Source organism: Rhodococcus sp. Q1 (assembly GCF_004153645.1).
Taxonomy (GTDB): domain Bacteria; phylum Actinomycetota; class Actinomycetes; order Mycobacteriales; family Mycobacteriaceae; genus Rhodococcus; species Rhodococcus gordoniae.
The window spans coordinates 1-18,898 of sequence record NZ_SDMJ01000001.1; the positions used below are offsets into that span (position 1 = coordinate 1).

General features: G+C 67.7%; 16 protein-coding genes, 3 tRNA genes and 1 pseudogene. 12 read left to right on the forward strand and 8 right to left on the reverse strand.

Features of this window, described 5'->3' with window-relative positions; all coding sequences use genetic code 11:
* Positions 1-466: 466 nt before the first annotated feature.
* Positions 467-1,612 (forward strand): DNA (cytosine-5-)-methyltransferase, encoded by a 1,146-nt coding sequence (dcm, locus tag EQ874_RS00005; RefSeq protein WP_129975874.1) that lies wholly within the window; start codon positions 467-469, stop codon positions 1,610-1,612.
* Positions 1,613-1,635: 23 nt separating this feature from the next.
* Positions 1,636-2,085 (forward strand): very short patch repair endonuclease, encoded by a 450-nt coding sequence (locus EQ874_RS00010; RefSeq protein WP_129974828.1) that lies wholly within the window; start codon positions 1,636-1,638, stop codon positions 2,083-2,085.
* 281 nt (positions 2,086-2,366) lie between these two features.
* Here the strand turns inward: EQ874_RS00010 and EQ874_RS00015 are convergent.
* A tRNA-Arg gene (locus EQ874_RS00015) sits at positions 2,367-2,439 on the reverse strand.
* A 37-nt stretch (positions 2,440-2,476) separates the two neighbouring features.
* A tRNA-Ser gene (locus tag EQ874_RS00020) sits at positions 2,477-2,568 on the reverse strand.
* Positions 2,569-2,716: 148 nt separating this feature from the next.
* Between EQ874_RS00020 and hisC the strand changes: the two genes are divergently transcribed.
* Together hisC and EQ874_RS00030 are read left to right on the forward strand one after the other, a co-directional pair.
* The gene (gene hisC / locus EQ874_RS00025) at positions 2,717-3,796 is read left to right on the forward strand and encodes a histidinol-phosphate transaminase (protein ID WP_129974830.1); all 1,080 of its coding nucleotides are present in this window, start codon (positions 2,717-2,719) and stop codon (positions 3,794-3,796) included.
* A 99-nt stretch (positions 3,797-3,895) separates the two neighbouring features.
* The gene (locus EQ874_RS00030) at positions 3,896-5,593 is read left to right on the forward strand and encodes a 5'-nucleotidase C-terminal domain-containing protein (RefSeq protein WP_129974832.1); all 1,698 of its coding nucleotides are present in this window, start codon (positions 3,896-3,898) and stop codon (positions 5,591-5,593) included.
* A 29-nt stretch (positions 5,594-5,622) separates the two neighbouring features.
* Here the strand turns inward: EQ874_RS00030 and EQ874_RS00035 are convergent, their stop codons facing one another.
* Both EQ874_RS00035 and EQ874_RS00040 read right to left on the reverse strand, forming a co-directional pair.
* Positions 5,623-6,591 (reverse strand): alpha/beta hydrolase family protein, encoded by a 969-nt coding sequence (locus tag EQ874_RS00035; protein WP_129974834.1) that lies wholly within the window; start codon positions 6,589-6,591, stop codon positions 5,623-5,625.
* Positions 6,592-6,764: 173 nt separating this feature from the next.
* On the reverse strand, positions 6,765-8,606 hold the full coding sequence (locus EQ874_RS00040) for an NAD(P)/FAD-dependent oxidoreductase (RefSeq protein ID WP_129974836.1): 1,842 nt from the start codon (positions 8,604-8,606) through the stop codon (positions 6,765-6,767).
* A 146-nt stretch (positions 8,607-8,752) separates the two neighbouring features.
* Here EQ874_RS00040 and EQ874_RS00045 point away from each other — a divergent pair, with 146 nt between their 5' ends.
* The 3 genes from EQ874_RS00045 to EQ874_RS00055 all read left to right on the forward strand — a co-directional run bounded on the left by EQ874_RS00045 (position 8,753) and on the right by EQ874_RS00055 (position 11,270).
* Complete coding sequence (locus tag EQ874_RS00045) at positions 8,753-10,015, forward strand: GAF domain-containing protein (RefSeq protein WP_129974838.1); 1,263 nt, start codon at positions 8,753-8,755, stop codon at positions 10,013-10,015.
* A gap of 80 nt (positions 10,016-10,095) precedes the next feature.
* Positions 10,096-10,494 carry a flavodoxin domain-containing protein gene (locus tag EQ874_RS00050; protein WP_129974840.1) on the forward strand — a complete coding sequence of 133 codons (399 nt, stop codon included), beginning with the start codon at positions 10,096-10,098 and terminating at the stop codon, positions 10,492-10,494.
* A 32-nt stretch (positions 10,495-10,526) separates the two neighbouring features.
* Positions 10,527-11,270: an MBL fold metallo-hydrolase gene (locus tag EQ874_RS00055; protein WP_016932880.1), complete on the forward strand. Its 744-nt coding sequence runs from the start codon at positions 10,527-10,529 to the stop codon at positions 11,268-11,270.
* 63 nt (positions 11,271-11,333) lie between these two features.
* On the opposite strand, the gene EQ874_RS00060 is transcribed toward EQ874_RS00055, so the two are convergent.
* Together EQ874_RS00060 and EQ874_RS00065 are read right to left on the reverse strand one after the other, a co-directional pair.
* Positions 11,334-11,418 (reverse strand) — tRNA-Ser (locus EQ874_RS00060).
* A gap of 27 nt (positions 11,419-11,445) precedes the next feature.
* Entirely contained in the window at positions 11,446-11,916 is a 471-nt protein-coding gene (locus tag EQ874_RS00065; RefSeq protein ID WP_016932881.1) for a MarR family transcriptional regulator, read from the reverse strand.
* Between the two features lie 117 nt (positions 11,917-12,033).
* Here EQ874_RS00065 and EQ874_RS00070 point away from each other — a divergent pair, with 117 nt between their 5' ends.
* Positions 12,034-13,020: an NAD(P)H-quinone oxidoreductase gene (locus EQ874_RS00070; RefSeq protein ID WP_129974842.1), complete on the forward strand. Its 987-nt coding sequence runs from the start codon at positions 12,034-12,036 to the stop codon at positions 13,018-13,020.
* Here EQ874_RS00070 and EQ874_RS00075 read toward each other — a convergent pair.
* Positions 13,017-14,216, reverse strand: coding sequence for a cysteine desulfurase-like protein (locus tag EQ874_RS00075; protein ID WP_129974844.1), 1,200 nt, complete (start codon positions 14,214-14,216; stop codon positions 13,017-13,019). The genes EQ874_RS00070 and EQ874_RS00075 overlap by 4 nt on opposite strands.
* Before the next feature lie 121 nt (positions 14,217-14,337).
* Between EQ874_RS00075 and EQ874_RS00080 the strand changes: the two genes are divergently transcribed.
* From EQ874_RS00080 to EQ874_RS00090, 3 genes are all read left to right on the forward strand, one after another.
* On the forward strand, positions 14,338-14,922 hold the full coding sequence (locus EQ874_RS00080; RefSeq protein ID WP_129974846.1) for a bacterial proteasome activator family protein: 585 nt from the start codon (positions 14,338-14,340) through the stop codon (positions 14,920-14,922).
* An 80-nt stretch (positions 14,923-15,002) separates the two neighbouring features.
* Positions 15,003-15,851: an ABC transporter ATP-binding protein gene (locus EQ874_RS00085; RefSeq protein ID WP_026002728.1), complete on the forward strand. Its 849-nt coding sequence runs from the start codon at positions 15,003-15,005 to the stop codon at positions 15,849-15,851.
* Positions 15,844-16,734, forward strand: a complete 891-nt coding sequence (locus tag EQ874_RS00090) for a glycosyltransferase family 2 protein (RefSeq protein ID WP_016931486.1) — start codon at positions 15,844-15,846, stop codon at positions 16,732-16,734. The genes EQ874_RS00085 and EQ874_RS00090 overlap by 8 nt, the downstream gene beginning before the upstream one ends.
* Positions 16,735-16,765: 31 nt before the next feature.
* On the opposite strand, the pseudogene EQ874_RS00095 reads toward EQ874_RS00090, so the two are convergent.
* Positions 16,766-17,005 (reverse strand): annotated as a pseudogene (locus EQ874_RS00095) (hypothetical protein); the annotation flags it as partial.
* A 111-nt stretch (positions 17,006-17,116) separates the two neighbouring features.
* On the opposite strand from EQ874_RS00095, the gene EQ874_RS00100 reads away from it, so the two are divergent.
* The gene (locus tag EQ874_RS00100) at positions 17,117-18,898 is read left to right on the forward strand and encodes a long-chain fatty acid--CoA ligase (RefSeq protein ID WP_129974848.1); all 1,782 of its coding nucleotides are present in this window, start codon (positions 17,117-17,119) and stop codon (positions 18,896-18,898) included.

Consider the following 18,898-nt stretch of genomic DNA (forward strand, 5'->3'; position numbering starts at 1 on the left):
TGAAGTGGTCGCACCAAATATTATTTGGCACTGACATTCATCGGCACACTGTTGAGTTCTCAAAGAACACGCACACACCATCGATCCCGAACCTTCCGGTTCGTTCACTCCGGGGTGACTGTTCATCCGAAGGCCTTCCGGCTCTCGGGCACGGTTCCAAACCTTACCAGAAGGTTTCGAACCAGTGAAATCTGCAGGCGCCTTCGTCCAACCTCGTTGTCCCGTTCCTTTCGGCCCGGGTCGGTGTCCGTGTCGCTCTGACCTGGAATAAGTTACGCGAACATCTCCGAGAACACCAAATCGCCTGCTCAAAGCATGTTTCTACCTCCCGTAGTTCCCCACCCGAGCAACAGGACGACCCCTCGACCGTGGTGCTCGTCGCGTCCGCTCACGGATCGTCCTACTTCTCGAGTAACGTTCACCGTTGAGCTGAGCGAGGAAGGGTGCCGTGACGTCGACGGGGAACATGGTGGGGTTGTTCGCCGGTATCGGCGGGCTGGAGCTCGGACTCGGGCGACACGGGTGGAACACCGAACTTCTCTGCGAGATCGAGCCGGGCGCTCAGGCAGTACTGCGCACGCGCTTTCCCGACGTTCCCCTTCATCCGGACGTCACGCGTCTCCGCTCTCTCCCCCGCGATACCGAACTCGTCGCCGCCGGCTTCCCGTGCCAGGACCTCTCCCAGGCGGGCCGTACGGCCGGCATCACGGGATCGAAGTCCGGACTCGTCGACGAAGTGTTCCGTCTCGTCAAGCGTAAGAACGGCCCGCGCTGGCTCGTCGTGGAGAACGTTCCCTTCATGCTGCAGCTCGGTCGCGGTGCAGCGATGCGCCACATCACCGATGCGTTCGAGGAACTCGGTTACATGTGGGCCTATCGCGTGGTCGACGCCCGCGCATTCGGCCTTCCCCAGCGCCGGCACCGCGTCCTGATGGTCGCCTCGCGCACGGACGACCCCCGCACGGTCTTGTTCGGCGAGGACGCCGGGATGCCCCTCGAAGGCAACCCCGATCTGTTCCCGTGCGGTTTCTACTGGACCGAGGGTGTGCGCGGACTCGGATGGGCGGTCAATGCCGTGCCCACGCTCAAGGGCGGCTCGACCCTCGGCATCGCCAGTCCGCCGGCCGTGCGACTGCCGTCCGGCGAGATCGTCACCCCCGGACTGACCGACGCGGAGCGACTCCAGGGGTTCGACGCCGACTGGACCGCCCCCGCCGTCGACGCTCCCGGCGTTCGGTCCGGGCATCGGTGGCGTCTGGTCGGCAATGCGGTCAGCGTCCGGATGGCGTCGTGGGTGGGCCACCGACTGAACAACCCGATCGAGTACAGCTCCGATCACGAGACACCGTTGCGTCCGGGCGACACCTGGCCGACCGCCGCGTGGGGTACGCGTGGACAGGCGTTCCGCGTGCACGAGTCGCAGTGGCCGGTCCAGGCGCCCTATGAGGATCTCGGGGGTTTCCTCCTCGATGCTCGTCTGCTGTCGGCGCGGGCGACGGCAGGTTTCCTCCGCCGCGCACGCTCCGGCAACCTGCGTTTCCTGCCGGGATTCCTCGAGGACGTGGAGAACCACCTCGAACGTATGGGTGGCTTCCCGCGAGTGGCAGCCTGAGACACGGAGATGGAGCCGCGGTGATGGCGTCGTCCGATCGGCCCGGGACGGATCCGCGTACCAGTGCGCGGATGAGCCGGCAGCGGCGGCGCGACACCGTTCCCGAAGTGGCGTTGCGCAGAGAACTGCATCGGCGTGGCCGGCGGTTCTTCGTCGACCGTGCTCCACTGCCCGGCCTGCGGCGACGTGCCGACCTGGTCTTTCCTCGTCGTCGGGTGGCGGTCTATGTGGACGGCTGCTTCTGGCACAGTTGCCCGCACCACGCGACCTACCCGAAGAACAACGCCGAATGGTGGGCCGCCAAGCTGGCCGCCAACGTACAGCGCGACCGGGACACCGACGCGCGCCTGCAGGCTGCGGGGTGGACGGTGGTGCGGGTGTGGGAGCACGAAGACCCCGTTGCCGCCGCGACTCGCGTGGAGGACGCTCTGTCGTCGCCCCCGGACACGGATACAGGGCCGGCGCAGGGATGACCTCCCGCACCGGAACCGAGACCTGTGCGATCAACCCCTCGTGAGCTGCGTGTACCGCGCGACGTGCTGCTCGGCGGTGCCGAGATGAACAGCGGCCAGACGGCTCGGCGACGAGTGCGTGCCCGAGTGAGTCACATGGCTCCCCTCGCGGAGTGACGACAGCCGCCAGAGGGCGATGAACCCGGTCGGCGAGCCGTATCGATTCCGTGTCGTGGCTACCCCGTAACCACAGATACGAGGAAGCCCCCACCAAAGTTTTCCTCTGGTGGGGGCTTCGTGTGTGCGCCCGAAGGGATTCGAACCCCTAACCTTCTGATCCGTAGTCAGATGCTCTATCCGTTGAGCTACGGGCGCATGTGTATTCAATTGTCGTCGGTGACGCTACACCAACTGGCGGAGGCGAGAGGATTTGAACCTCCGGTCCCCGGTAAGGGGGACAACTCATTAGCAGTGAGTCCCATTCGGCCGCTCTGGCACGCCTCCTCGGGGATTCGATGCTCTCGAACCGCCGGATCGAAACATTACACATGCCCTGCGGGGAAACGCAAAACGCCTGGTCAGAGAGGCGCAGACCGGCGTTACTCGCCATCCTGCCGACACGGCGCCGAACGTCGGGGCGCATAATCACCACGTGACTCCACGGACCCGCCCCGACCTCGAATCGATCCCCGCCTACGTTCCGGGCCGCTCGTTCCCCGGTGCGGTGAAGCTCGCCAGCAACGAGACGACGATCGGCCCGCTCCCCAGCGTCCGGGAGGCGATCGCAGAAGCCGCCGCCGGCCTCAACCGCTACCCCGACAACGGCGCGACCGAGCTCGTCGCGGCACTGGCGGAGCGGCTCGGTGTCCCGACCGAGCGGATCGCCGTGGGCTGCGGATCGGTGAGCCTGTGCCAGGAGCTCGTGCAGATCACGTGCGCCGCGGGCGACGAGGTGATCTTCGCGTGGCGCTCGTTCGAGGCGTACCCCATCATCGCGGCCGTGGCCGGCGCGACCGCCGTGCGCGTTCCGAACACCGCGGATCACGGGCACGATCTGAAGGCCATGCTCGCCGCGATCACCGACCGAACGCGCCTGATCTTCGTGTGCAACCCGAACAACCCCACCGGATCGCTGCTGGGCAAGGCGGAGCTCGAGCAGTTCCTCGACGCCGTGCCCGAGCACATCGTCGTCGCCCTGGACGAGGCATACTTCGAGTACGTCCGCCCCGAGCCGGGTGAAGATCTGCCGGACGGCCTCGAACTCGCAGAGAGTCGCAGCAACGTCGTCGTGCTCCGCACCTTCTCCAAGGCCTACGGCCTCGCGGGCATTCGCGTCGGATATGCGGTCGCCGATCCGACGGTCGTGACCGCGCTGAGCAAGGTCCACATCCCGTTCTCCGTCAACTCGCTCGCCCAGACGGCCGCCGTGGCGTCGCTCGGCGCCGCGAACGAGCTGCTCGCCCGCACCGAGGGTGTCGTCGCCGAACGGGAACGGGTCCACGCCGCACTCGTCGACGCCGGCTACGAGGCGCCCGCGAGTGCCGCGAACTTTCTTTGGCTGCCGCTGGGCGAACGCTCCGCCGCGTTTTCCGAGGCAGCGGCGAAGGCGGGTGTGGTGCTGCGCAACTTCACCGGCGAGGGAACCCGGGTGACGATCGGCGACCCGCACGAGAACGACCTGTTCCTCGACTTCGCGACCGGGCAGGGACGGGCACTCGCCGGCATCGGCTGACCCTGTGACGAGACCCAACCGTTATGGCTGGGTATCGGCCGCGTGATCCGGGCCTGCCAGACTCGGGCGGTCGGATCGAGCCGGGGTCGGAGGCACTGTATGGGGGTAGGCACGGTGCGTCGCGCCCTGTCGGCCTGCGCCATCGTGGGCTCGCTGGTCGCCTTCGGCGGTTCGGCGCCCGCCGGCGCTGCACCGGCGAACACCGTGCCGTCGAACACCGTCCCGCTCCGGGTGATCGCGTTCGGCGACCTGCACGGAAATCTCCTGCCCCCGGAGGGACTCCACGGTGAGGTCGTCCGATCGGACGGTGTCTCGGTCCCCGCAGGTGGTGCGGCCTATCTCGCCGCCTACGTCCGGCAGCTCCGGGAACAGGCCGACAACTCCGTGCTCTACGCCGTGGGCGACACCTGGGGATCGTCGCCGCTCGAGTCGGGTCTGTTCCACGACGAGCCGACCATCGCTCTGCTCGGCGAACTCGATCTCACCGCCGCGGCCCTCGGCAACCACGAACTGGACCGCGGTTACGCCGAATTCGAGCGGTTGCGCGACGGCGGTTGCCACCCGAAGGAAGGCTGCCGCTACGCCGAGCCCTTCGAGGGCGCGAACTTCCCGATCCTCGGCGCCAACCTCACCACGACGGACGGAACACCCGCCGCACTCCCCTACAGCATCGACTACGTGGACGGAGTGCCCGTCGGGGTGATCGGCGTCGTGCCGAGCAACACCCCCGACATGATCCGGCCCGACGCGATCGCGGGGCTGCGGTTCGAGGACGAGATCACCTCTGTCAACCGCACCGCCGACATCCTCGGTGCGCTCGGCGTCCGCTCGATCGTGGTGCTCTACAAGGGCGACATCGGCGCAATCGAGGGCGACGATCCGTGTCCGAGCCGAGACGGCGGGGCCGCGGCCATCGCGACATCCGTCTCCGCCGACGTAGACCTCATCATCACTTCCGACGGCGACCGGCATTTCAACTGCACCTACACCGACCCGGCGGGTAGGCCACGCACGGTCGTGCAGGGCGCCTCGCACGGACGCATCCTGTCGGTCGCCGACCTCGCCATCGACCGTCAGAGCCGGGAGGTGCGGCGCGACAGCACCGTCGTCTTCACGCAGGTGGTCACGCACGACATCGCCCCGGATCCGGCCACACTCGAATTCGTGGACCGGGCGGTGGAGACGTCGGCGGAGGTCGCGAACCGGCCGATCGCCCGCGTCGACGCGGACATCACGCGGCGCGAGACTCCGAGCGGGGAATCGGCACTGGGCAATCTGGTGGCCGACGCCCAACTGGCGGCGACGCGGCATCTGGGGGCGCAGATCGCCCTGATGAACCCCGGCGGACTCCGTAGCGACCTGCTCGCCGGAGACGGCACCGTCTCGTACCGGGAGACCTACGCGGTGCAGCCCTTCGGGAACATGCTGCAGGTTCTCGACCTCACAGGAGCCCAACTCGACGCGCTGCTCGAGCAGCAGTTCCAGAAGAGTGCGGTGGGCTCGGACATCGAACGCATCCTGGCCCCGTCGCACAATCTGAACTACACCCTCGACCGACTGGCGCCGCGTGGCGAACGCATCCGGTCGATCACGATCGACGGCGAGCCCGTGGACCCCGAGCGCGTGTACAAGGTGGTAGTGAACAACTTCCTGGCCGGCGGCGGAGACGGTTTCACCGTGTGCACCGAAGCGCACGGACTGGTCGGGGCGGGCAAGAGCCTGGATGCCCTCAACAGCTATCTGGCAACCCGCTCACGTGTGGAACCCCCGGCCGTCGATCGCATCCGCCTGCACTGAGACGGTCTCCGACGATGCGCCGGATGTGCTCAGCGGAGTCCGAGTGCGTCCTCGAGGGTCGGCCACGCGGCCTTGATGTCGTCCTGCCAGTAACTCCACGAATGCGTGCCCCAGGGGCGGTAGACGACGCGCGCGGGAATGCCGAGCTCGCGGAGGCGACGATCGTATGTGACGGTGCACACGAAAGTGCCGAGCTCGAGCGGCGCACCGACGGTGAGCACGTCCTGGCCGGCGCCGAGATCGTGCGGACCGAGCAGGCCGTTGCCGGTGCTCAGGAAGACCTCCTTGCCGCGCAACTTCTCGGCGAGCAGGTAGGAGTCGTGTTCCTCCCACCGACCGTCCTCGGGTGGTCCCCACATGTTGTCGGGGTTACCGCCCTTGTAAGCAACGGTTCCGCGCACCGTGTCGCGGGAGGAGTCGCTGGAGGTGTCGTAGCACCCGCTCAGCGCCGCGACCCCTCGGTAGAGGTCGGGGTTACGGGTGATCAGCGACATCGCTCCGGTGGCTCCCATCGACAGTCCCGCGACCGCGTTGATGCCGTTGCCGCCGAATTCGGCATCGATCAACGGTGGCAGTTCCTCGGTCAGGAAGGTCTCCCACTTGTTGACCCCGAGGACGGGATCGGGAGTGTTCCAGTCGGTGTAGTAACTCGCGGTGCCGCCGACGGGAAGCACGACGTTGGTGTTCTTGTCGGCGAAGAACTCCTCGATGTCGGTGCGCTGCGTCCACGTGCTCTCGCGGAAGTCGGACTCTTCGCCGGCGCTGACACCGTCGAGCAGATACAGGCTGGGGCGTGAACCCTCCCCCGCCGGGTGCAGCACCTGCACCTGCATGATCCTGCCCATGGCGGGCGAATGGACGAACAGCTTCGTCTGCCTGTCGCCGACGCGTTCGACGTGGTCGATCCTGGCCGACGCCGGTTGGGCATGGGCGATCGTGGCACCGGAGATCGGCACCATCAACGCCACGGCGACAGCCGCCGCAAGTCTCTTCACCATCGAACTCCCCGTCCCCCGACGACCTGGAGTGATCTCACAGTCCCTACCTGTACCCGGTCAAGCGGACCTGCACGCGACCCTAATACTCGCCCTCCGATTCGTGACGAATCGGAGGAAGTACGGCCGCGCCGCCCCCGCCGGGTGGGCGAGGGCGACGCGTGGGAGCCGGGTCGTCAGCGGAGGTGGTGCACCTCCTGCAGTCCGTAGACCGGGGTCGGGATGCCTTCGTAGCGCGCCTTCAGCTGCAACGCCAGGTACAGAGAGTAGTGCCGCGACTGGTGCAGATTGCCGCCGTGGAACCACAGGCCGTCCTGCTGCGTGGGCTTCCACATGTTGCGCTGCTCGCCCTCCCACGGACCAGGGTCCTTGGTGGTCTCGGAGCCCAGACCCCAGCACTTGCCCACCTTGTCGGCGACCTCCTGGGAGATCAGGTCGGCGACCCAGCCGTTCATCGAGCCGTAGCCGGTCGCGTAGACGACGAGATCGGCGTCGAGTTCGGTGCCGTCCTCGAGGATCACCGAGGTTTCGGTGAGCTCACGGACGTTGCCGTGGGCCAACGCGATGTCGCCGTTCGCGACGAGCTCCGAGGCACCGACGTCGATGTAGTACCCGGAGGCGCGACGCAGGTACTTCATGAACAGACCCGAGCCGTCGTCGCCCCAGTCGTGCCGGAAGCCCGCCTTCTCGAGCCGGTCGTAGAAGTCCGCGTCGCGCTCGCGGATCTTCTCGTAGATCGGGATCTGGAATTCGTGCATGATCCGGTACGGCAGGGACGCGAAGGTCAGGTCGGCCTTCTGGGTCGTGACGCCGGCGGCGAGGGCCCGCTCGGAGTACAGGTCGCCGAGGCCGAGATCCATGAGCGAATCGGATTTGACGATATGCGTCGACGAGCGCTGCACCATGGTGACGTCCGCGCCGACCTCCCACAGAGCACCGCAGATGTCGTGGGCGCTGTTGTTGGCGCCGATCACGACGACCTTCTTGCCGGCATACGCATCGGGACCGGGATGGGCGCTGGAGTGGTGCTGTTCGCCGCGGAACAGGTCCATCCCCGGGAAGTCCGGGATGTTCGGCTTACCCGACATGCCGGTCGCGATGACGAGCTGCTTCGGCCGGAGGGTCACCGGTTCGCCGTCGCGCACGACGTGAACCGTCCACTCCCCCGTCTCCTCGTCGTAGCTCGCCGAGGTGCACTCCGACTTCGACCAGTACGGAACCTCCATCACCTTCGTGTACATCTCGAGCCAGTCCGCGATCTTGTCCTTGGGCGCGAAGACCGGCCAGTTGTCGGGGAAGGGCATGTACGGCAGGTGGTCGTACCAGACGGGGTCGTGCAGACACAGCGACTTGTAGCGGCCGCGCCACTGGTCGCCGGGCCGGTCGTACTTGTCGAGCACGATCGCGGGGACTCCGAGCTGACGCATGCGGGCGCCGAGCGCGATCCCACCCTGACCACCACCGATGATCACGACGTACGGCTGGCGCGTGTATCCGAGTTCGCGTTCCTCGATCTCGCGCTGCTCCGACCACGTGACCCGCTGCTTGTCCGCGCCGTGCTTCGTACCGCGCGGACGACGCGTGCCCTTGTTCTCCTCGTGTCCCTTCAGTTCCTGCATCGTGGTCAGCAGCGTGAAGGCGCGATCCTCGCCGCTCTCCTCGTCGCGCCTCAGACGCAGATGACCGACTCCGCGGCCGACCGCGGTCTCGAATGCGATCCAGGCGCTGAGTACGCCGTCGTCGTCGGTCGCCGGCTCGGTGGTGCGGAAGCCGCTCGGGTCGGTCTCGGCGAGTCGCGCGTGCAGCATGTCCGAGACGCCCTCGCGTCCCTCGACGGTCTTCAGGTTCCAGGTGAAAGCGACCAGATCGCGCCAGAAGGAGTCGGTGCCGAACAGGCCGGCAGCGGCGTCGACGTCGCGCTGCGCGAGGGCGGTGCCGAACGCCTGCAACCAGGCGTCGACGCGGTCGTCGGGAGTCGCGGTGCCGGAGGTCGCGGGCTTGTCGAGGGTATCGGTCATGATGAGTCCTTTCCGGTGGTGATGTGATCCAGGACACTCCCCGTGGCCGCGCCCGGCAAGCGTTGCATCACGTTGCACGGGTACCGAATTGTGGCGCATCACACATTTGCGCCCTATGCTCCGAGGACGACGACGAAGAGGAGACCGTGACCACGTTCAGCGCGATCGCGCCCGGCACCGACCTGTCGCGGTACGCGCGCGAGTTGACGCGGATGCACGACGCGGTGATCGGCGGCGCCCGGTCACCGATGCGACCCCGGCCGCTGGTGTCCCGTTCATGGCAGCGCGTGCTCGACGCCGGCCTCGATCCCACCGGGATCAACGAGCGCAACCGTCTGCCGGCCGCGGAGGTCGAGCGCCGCCGCCGCGCGTCCGCCCTCTCCGCGGTGATCGGCGACCTCGAGCAGGTCATCACGCCCGTCGCCGACGCCTCCCACCTGCTGCTGGTGGTGACCGATGCCGACGGCGTGATTCTCTGGCGCAGCGGTTCCGCACCGATCCGTTCCCGCGCCGACGCGCTCGGTTTCCAGGAGGGAACGGTGTGGACCGAGGCGACGGTCGGCACCAATGCCATCGGCACGGCGCTCGCGGAGGCCGCACCCGTCCAGCTGTTCTCGGGTGAGCACTTCGAGACGACCCAGCACCCCTGGTACTGCACCGCCGCCCCGATCCACGACCCGATCCGCGGCGACCTGCTGGGCATCGTCGACGTCAGCGGCCCTGCACTGACCCTGCATCCGGCCATCGTCGCCCTCGTCGACACCGCCGTCCGGCTCGCCGAATCGCAGTTGTGGCGACGGCACGAGGTGCGCCTCGAAAAGCTCCGTACCGAGGCCGCTCCACTGTTGTCGTCGACCCGGGGCCCGGTACTGCTCGTCGACGAGGACGGCTGGGTCGCGCACGCCTCCGGCATCGCCGCCGAACGGGTCGCGGTTCCGCGACAGGCCCGTCCCCTGACCGTACCGGGGATGGGATTGTGCGTACCCGAACGTCTTTCGCACGGTTGGCTGATACGCGGGGCGGCGGCGGCCTCGAGACTGCGGATGATTCTGCACGTGTCGTCGTCGCCGACCGTGGAGGTCTTCGGGGGCGGCGACTCGTGGCGCACTCTCGTCACCGCGCGTCAGGCCGAAATCCTGCTGTTGCTGCACGAGCGCAGCCCGGACGGGATGACGGTCGCGGCGCTCAGCCGGGCCCTCTACGGGGACGACGACCATGCCGTGTCGGTCCGGGCCGAGGTGTCCCGGCTGCGACGCGCGATCGGAGATGTGATCGAGAGCAAGCCCTACCGGCTCGCCGGCACCGTCGACCTGTCGCTGGATCTCGGCGCGGACGAACGGCTCGCCGACTCCGACTTCGTCCGCCGCTCGGGGGCACCCGGAGTACGAGCGCTCGGTGGCACGCACTGACACGACCGCGCCATGTTTCCTCCTCTCGGCGACCGGGAACGCACCAGTGAACCCGAGTCGTCGAACATGCTGGAGACACAATGACCGTTCTCGTCGTCACGGACAGTCCCGAAGGTCCGACCCAGAAGATCGCTCAGCTCGTCGCCGATGCGCTCGGTGAGCGGGACATCGACGTCACCGTCGGTGACATCTCGGATCTCGAGCGGTCGGAGGAATTCGAGGGCGTCGTCTTCGGAGGTGAGGTCGACGCCGGTGAATACTCGCCGGACACCCTCGAATTGTTGTCGTCGCGGGCCTCCGCATTGAGTCAGCAGCTCGTGTGGCTGTTCGCAGTGGGCGACGAAAACGGTGAGGACACACCGGATCCGGTGTCCGAACTCGCGGCACTCGACTACCGGTTCTTCTCCCCGTCCCCGGGCGAGGACGAGGTGCGGTCGTGGGCCGCCTTCATCGCCGACGAGATCGACGGACACAGCTGAACCCGCACGTTCCCACGAGCGAAGGGGCCGCCATGCTCCACACGGATGTAGCGCCGGGCGTACATCGTCTCGCGCACGCCGACGTCAACGTCTACCTGATCGAGGACGACGACGGAGTGACCGTCGTCGACACGGGACTGCCGGCGACCGCCCGCCGCATCGAGGATGCGATCTCACGGCTCGGCCGACGCGTCGACGAGGTGCGGGGAGTCGTCCTCACGCACGCCCACTTCGACCACGTCGGGTCCGCGAAGCGACTGCGGGAACGGTGGCGCGTGCCGGTCTGGGCGCATCGCGACGAGAAGTTCCTCGCCGCGCATCCTTACCGCTACCAGCACGAACGCAATCGGCTGCTCTATCCGGTCCGGTATCCCGCCTGCATCCCCGTGCTCACCCGGATGACCGTGGCGGGGGCACTGTGGGTGCGCGGCATCGACGACGTGACGCTCTTCCACGACTCCGAACCGCTCGACCTGCCGGGTCGTCCTGTCCCCCTCCACACCCCCGGACACACCTACGGGCACTGCGCACTGCATCTCCCCGATCGCGACACCGTGATCGTCGGCGACGCGATCGTCACCCTCGACCCGTACACGGGCAGGCACGGTCCGCAGATCGTCTCGGGTGCGGCGACCGCCGACAGCACGACCGCCCTCGCCTCGCTGTCGGCCATCGCCGGTACCGGCGCGAAGAACGTCCTCGTCGGCCACGGCGAAACCTGGCACGACGGGGCGGCCGCGGCCGTGGAACGAGCGGTGCTCGCCGGGCCGAGCTGACGCCGTTCCGAAGACGGAAGAACCGCAGCCCCGGTGAATGTCCACCGGGGCTGCGGTCCTGCGCGGAAGCGGAGGGATTCGAACCCCCGTTGGTGTTACCCAAGCTCGCTTTCAAGGCGAGTGCATTCGGCCGCTCTGCCACGCTTCCGTGGCAGAGCCTAACCGATTCGCAGTGTCAGCGATCGGCCAGAGCGTGCTCGACGCGCGCGAAGATCTGCGCCAGCATGTCGAGTTCGTCCTCCGACAGCAGGTCGATGAGGTGGGTGCGCACGTCGTCGACGTGCGTGGGTGCGGCCTCCCGCAGTCGCCGCCGACCCTCGTCGGTGATGGTGGCGAGCACGCCGCGACCGTCGTCGGGGCACGAGCTGCGCACCACCATCTTCTCTTGTTCCATCCGCCGGATCTGATGGGTGAGACGGCTGCGCGAGGACAGCACCCCGTCGGCGAGATCGCTCATGCGCAGCGCACCGTCGGGGGCTTCGGAGAGCAGCACCAGGATCCGATACTCGGCCAGCGACAAGCCGTGTCGATCGTTGAGAGATCGGCTGAGGGCACTCATGAGACGGTTGTTCCCGTCCACGTAGAGACGCCAGGCCCCCTGCTCCTTCGCGGTCAACCATTTGGGTTCGTCTCGTTCGCTGGTCACGCCGGGGAGTGTAATGCCGATCGTCCGTTGTTACCCCTCGGTAGCTACGAGCAGACGACCGCGTTTCGACCGGAGTGACCGTCCCCTCACTGCGCCGCACGCGATAGCGTCGAACACATGTATGCAATCGTCGCCACCGAACCCGGTGGTCCAGAAGTTCTCCGGTGGACCGAGCGGCCCGACCCGGACCTGCCTCCCGGGCACGTACTTCTCGATGTCGCGGCGACCGCGGTCAACCGTGCCGACCTGCTGCAACGGCGAGGACTGTATCCGCCGCCGCCCGGAGCGAGCGACATCCTGGGCCTCGAATGCTCCGGGGTGATCTCCGAACTCGGCGAGGGGGCGACGGGCTGGAACATCGGCGACCGGGTCTGCGCCCTGCTCACCGGCGGCGGTTACGCCGAGAAGGTCGCAGTGCCCGCCTCCCAGCTGCTGCCGGTGCCGAAGGGCATCGACCTCGCGGTCGCCGCGTCGCTTCCCGAGATCGCGTGCACGGTGTGGTCGAACATCGTGATGACGGCCGGCCTGACGCGCGGCGACGTCCTGCTCGTCCACGGTGGCGGCGGCGGTATCGGTACGCACGCCATCCAGGTGGGTAAGGCGCTCGGCGCGAAGGTCGCGGTGACGGCCTCGGCCGGCAAGCTCGACCGCTGCCGCGAACTCGGCGCCGATCTGGCGATCGACTACCGCGAGCAGGACTTCGTCAGCGAGGTGCGCACTGCCTTCGGCGGCGCCGACGTGGTGCTCGACAACATGGGCGCGAAGTACCTGTCCCGGAACATCGACGTCCTCGCTCCCGACGGACGCCTCGTCGTCATCGGCATGCAGGGCGGTACCAAGGGCGAACTGCACCTCGGCAAGCTTCTCGCCAAGCGCGGTCACGTCATCGCCACCGGCCTGCGCGGCCGTCCGGACTCGGGACCGTCGGGCAAGAGCGCGATCATCGACTCCGTGCGCGCCAACCTGTGGCCGCTCATCGAGGAGGCGAAGGTCCACCCCGTGGTGCACGCCGAGCTGCCGATCACCGACGCCGCGCGTGCACACGAGCTGCTCGACAGTCCCGAGACCGTCGGGAAGGTCGTGCTGCGGATCGAGCGGCACTAGAGGTTGCGGAGCTCGCGGACGAGCTGATCCACCTCGAAACTCGTGGTGTAGGGGGCGAGACCGATGCTCACCGCTCCCCCTTCGTCGCTGACGCCGAGCGAATCGAGGAGCCGGCTCGATCCGCGGGTGCTCGCCACCGTCGCGATGCGACGGTCGGCGAGGTGCGCAGCCACCTTTTCGGCCGGGACCCCGTCGACGGTGAAGCTCAGGGTGGGGACGCGGCTCGACGCGCGGCCGAGCACGATCACGCCGGTGAGGCTGTCGAGTTGCCGCATGAGGCGGTCGAACAGCACGTCCTGGTAGTTCTGCATCGAGCTGATCGAGATGTCGAGACGCTCGCGGCGGGAGCCGGTGGCGTCGTCGTCGAGCGAGGCGATGAAGTCGATGGACGCGGGGATGCCGGCGAGCAGACCGAACTGGTGGCCGCCCACCTCGAGGCGCTCGGCGCCGCGCGCGTGCGGGTTCAGCGACATCGCCGGCACCCGCTCGAGATGGGCCGGGTCGGCGAAGACGAGCGCGCCGATCTGCGGTCCGCCCCACGCGGCCATGTCGACGGTGAGGACGTCGGCGCCGAGGTCGTCGATGTCGATGTGGGCGTAGGGGGCGGCGCCGGCGGCGTCGACGACCATGAGACCACCCACGTCGTGGACGAGATCGGCCACGGCCCGCACGTCGGGTGCGGTGCCGACGATCGACGACGCCGCGGTGAGCGCGACGAGCCGGGTGGTGGGCGTGATGAGTTCCTCGTACTGCCAGGTGGGCAGCTCGCACGTCTCGATCTCGATCTCGGCCCAGCGCACCTGGGCGCCGTAACGGCTCGCGACCCGCAGCCACGGAGCGATGTTCGCTTCGTCGTCGAGTCGCGACAACACCATGCCGGTGCCGAGCCCGAGGCGGGAACTGAGTGCTTCGGCGAGCCAGGCGAGCAACACCGCGTGGCTCGGGCCCAGGACGACGCCGGTCGGATCCGCACCCACGAGTTCCGCGACCGCGACGCGCGCTTCCTCGAGGATCGCGGCACTGCGACGCGACGACAGGTGCCGCCCCGTGGCCGAGGCGGCCGAGTTCCGGAACGCGGTGGACACGGTGCGCGACACCACGTCGGGGATCTGCATACCGGCCCGCGGATCGAGGTGGATCCAACCGTCGCCGAGCGAGGGGATGAGCCCCCGGATCCGGGCAACGTCGTAAGCCATGGCAGACACTCTAGGTCCCGATGTCAATCGGGACGCGCCGTACCTGCACTCGGCGTTGCCCTCTCGGTAGGCTCGGTCGGGCAACCGGGCACCCCCGGGCGGGAAAGGGAAGAATGGAGTCATGACGCATCCGGACAGCGACCAGGTTCTCGTGATCGGCCCCGACGGTCACCCCATCCGTGTCTCCCGTGAGGAGGCCGCTCGTGTCGAGGCCGCCACCGATTCGGAGGCCGGGGCGAACGAGAACGGCGGCGAATCTCTGGCCGACATGGTCGAGCAGCCGGCGAAGGTCATGCGGATCGGCACCATGATCAAGCAGCTCCTCGAGGAGGTGAAGGCCGCGCCGCTCGACGACGCCAGCCGCACCCGCCTCAAGGACATCCATCTGTCCTCCATCCGCGAGCTCGGTCAGGGACTCGCCCCGGACCTGCGTGAGGAACTCGAGCGGCTCGCACTGCCCTTCGGTGAGGACTCGGTGCCCTCCGACGCCGAGTTGCGCATCGCGCAGGCCCAGCTCGTCGGCTGGCTCGAAGGTCTGTTCCACGGTATCCAGACGGCTCTGTTCGCTCAGCAGATGGCGGCCCGCGCCCAGCTCGAGCAGATGCGTCAGGGTGCGCTTCCGCCCGGCGTCGCGCAGGGAGGCCCCGGTCACAACGATCAACAGCTTCCCGGCCAGACCCACCCCGGGACCGGCCAGTACCTCTAGTCACGGCGGGTACGCCCCGGGACTCCGGTATCGCCGCGACGGGTACGCTCGGGTCCCGTGTCAGCGTCTGGAGCAGCATCGTGAGTCGGGTCGGCATCGAAACGCGCGGCGCGTGCGTGGACTTTCCCATCTTCGACGCCAAGACCCGCTCCCTGAAGAAGGCCTTCCTGGGTAAGGCGGGCGGAGCGATCGGCCGCAACAACTCCGACGTGGTGGTCGTCGAGGCTCTCCGCGACATCACGATGTCGCTGAAGGAAGGCGACCGCGTCGGACTCGTCGGCCACAACGGTGCCGGCAAGTCCACCCTGTTGCGCCTGCTCTCGGGGATCTACGAGCCCACGCGCGGCCATGCCCGGGTGACGGGCCGCGTCGCGCCGGTGTTCGATCTCGGTGTCGGCATGGATCCGGAGATCTCCGGCTACGAGAACATCATCATCCGCGGCATGTTCCTCGGAATGAGCCGCAAGCAGATGCTGGCCAAGGTCGACGAGATCGCCGATTTCACCGAGCTCGGCGACTACCTCAACATGCCGCTGCGCACCTACTCGACAGGCATGCGGGTGCGGGTCGCGCTCGGCGTGGTCACCAGCATCGACCCCGAGATCCTGCTCCTCGACGAAGGCATCGGCGCGGTCGACGCGGAGTTCATGAAGAAGGCGCGGGTGCGTCTGCAGGATCTCGTCGCACGTTCGGGCATCCTCGTCTTCGCCAGCCACTCCAACGAGTTCCTCGCGCAGCTGTGCGACCAGGCGATGTGGATCGATCACGGGCAGATCCGTGAGCAGGGCGACATCGAGCACGTGGTGCGGTCCTACGAGGGCGACGAGGCCGGCGACCACGTGCGCACGATCCTCCACGAGCTCGAGCGCGAGCGGATCGCGAAGTCCGCCCACGACGCCGCCGCCTCGACGGGTTCGAACGGTGGCTGACGAACGGATCATCGGCGTCGTCGTCACGCACCGTCGCCGCGAGCTGCTGGCCGACTCCCTGAAAGTTCTTGCCTCGCAGTCCCGTCCGCTCGACCATCTCGTGGTGGTCGACAACGGCGACGAGGACGCGGTGCGCGAACTCGTCGACGCGGTGGACGTGCCCACGAGCTATCTCGGCTCGAAGCACAATCTCGGCGGCGCGGGCGGTTTCGCTCTCGGCATCCTGTACGCGCTGTCGCTGGGAGCCGACCGGGTCTGGCTCGCCGACGACGACGGTCGCCCCGAGGGACCGGACGTGCTCGCGACGCTGCTGGACTGCGCGCAACGCAACGATCTCGCCGAGGTGTCGCCGGTCGTGTGCGACATCGCGCAACCCGACCGCCTGGCCTTCCCGCTGCGCCGCGGCGTCGTGTGGCGACGGTGGCGGCACGAACTCGGCGACGAGGATCTGCTCCCCGGCATCGCCTCGCTGTTCAACGGCGCGCTCTTCACGGCCGCGGCGATCGACGCGGTGGGCGTACCCGACCTGCGGTTGTTCGTCCGTGGCGACGAGGTCGAGGTACATCGGCGTCTCGTCCGTTCGGGACTGCCCTTCGGCACCTGTCTGCAGACGGCCTACCTGCATCCCGACGGTGCAGACGAGTTCAAGCCCATCCTGGGCGGCCGGATGCACACGCAGTATCCGGACAACGACACCAAACGCTTCTTCACCTACCGCAACCGTGGCTACCTGCTCTCGCAGCCGGGATTGCGCCGGTTGCTGCCTCAGGAATGGGTGCGGTTCGGCTGGTACTTCCTCGTCACCCGCCGCGACCCGGCGGGGCTGCGCGAGTGGATCCGGCTGCGCAGGCTCGGGCGCGAGGAGAAGTTCGAGCGTCCCTGACGGTGCCGTCGCTCAGTCGGTGACTGACCGTCTGCGCTGCGATCTCCTCGAGTTTCGCGTTCGCCCAGCGCAGTTGGCGCAGGGTCTGCGGATGGCAGCGTTCGGAGAGGGCGAGCAGTTCGCGGTCGCTCAGGGCCTGCGCCGCCTGGGCGAGGATCTCCCAGTCGAGTGAGACACCCGCCGCCATGCGGTGCACGGTGCGCAGGTCCCGCGGCAGCAGGACACTCGGGGCGTGTCGGCGTCCGAGCATCTCGCTTCCCTTCCGCCGCAGCCCAGCTGTCGGGAAAAGAGTTCGGATCCGGCACAACGATCGGGCAAATCCGACCACGAGCGTTGTCGGCTCGCTTTACGCTGTCGCCACACTCGATCTCGGGAGCCAGTGATGACCCTTCGCACCACCACCCCGTCGACTCTCTGCGAAGCCTTTCAGACCACCGCCGCGGCGTACCCCGACAAGGTCGCGCTGCGCACGCCCGACGATTCGGTCCGCTACACCTGGCGCCAGTACGCGCAGCGCGTCGAACGCCTCGCTGCCGGACTCGCCGGTCTCGGTGTGAAGCGCGGTGACACCGTCGGGCTCATGCTCACCAACCGGCCCGAATTCCACCTTCTCGACACCGCCGCGTTCCACCTCGGAGCGGTGCCGTTCTCGATCTACAACTCGCTGACCGCCGAACAGATCTCGTACGTGCTCGGCAACGCCGGCAACCGCGTGATGATCGCCGAGGAACAGTTCGTCCCCGTTCTGCGGCAGGCGCTCGGCGACACGAAGGTCGAGCACCTCGTGTGCATCGACGGCAGACCCGAGGGCACCATGCCCCTCGACGACCTCGAGGCCGCCGCCGAGCCGTCGTTCGACTTCGACGCCGCATGGAAGGCCGTGCAGCCGTCCGACCTGCTGACCCTCATCTACACCTCGGGCACCACGGGTCCGCCGAAGGGTGTCGAACTCACCCACGCCAACCTGCTCGCCGAACTCGAGGCGACGAGTACGTATCTGCCCACCGGACCGGACGACCGGATCCTCTCGTACCTGCCCGACGCACACATCGCCAACCGCTGGGGTTCGCACTATTCGAGCTTGTACAGCGGCATGCAGATCACCACGCTCGACGATCTCAAGCAGGCCATCACGGTGTTGCCGAGCCTGCGGCCGACGCTCTTCGGCGCCGTCCCCCAGGTCTGGTACAAGCTCAAGGCTGCGATCGACAAGACACTCGCCGAGGAGTCGAGCCCGATCAAGAAGAAGCTTGCGCTGTGGGCGATCGACGTCGGGCGCACACGCGCGCGGCTGCAGTCCGATGGCAAGCCGATCCCCCGTACCCTCCAAGTGCAGCACACGGTGGCCGACAAGCTGGTGCTGTCCGCGATCCGCGGCAAGCTCGGCCTCGATCAGGTCCGCGCCGCCGTCACAGGCGCCGCCGCGATCTCACCGGAAGTCCTCGAGTTCGTTCTGGCCCTGGGCATCCCGTGCTCCGAGGTGTGGGGAATGTCGGAGACCTCGTGTGTGGTCACCATGAACCGGCCGGGCGCCATCCGCATCGGCACCGTCGGCCAGGCCGTGCCCTGCGCGAAGATCAGGATCGCCGAGGACGGCGAGCTGCTCGTCTCCGGTCCATTGCTCATGAAGGGTTATCGCAACGACCCGGAGAAGACTGCGGACGCAATCGATTCCGACGGTTGGTTGCACACCGGTGATATCGGCGAGATCGACGCGGACGGCTACCTGCGGTTGATCGACCGTAAGAAGGAGATCATCGTCAACGCGGCGGGGAAGAACATGTCTCCCGCCAACATCGAAGGCGCCTTACGTGCTGCCTGCCCGATGCTCGGTGGTGCCGTCGCCATCGGCAACGACCGTCCCTACAACGTCGCGCTGCTCGCGCTCGATCCCGATGCTCTGGCCGTCTTCGCCGAACAACACGGTCTCAGCGGCAGCCACGAGGGACTCGCGCACCATCCCGTCGTCCTCGAGTCGATCGCGAAGTCGGTCGAGGAAGCGAACACCAAGCTGTCGCGGGTCGAGCAGGTCAAGAAGTACACGGTACTGCCGACGATCTGGGAACCCTCGGGCGACGAACTGACTCCGACGATGAAGCTCAAGCGCAAGCCCATCGACGCGAAGTACGCGGAGGAGATCGACAAGCTCTATGCGCAGGCCTGA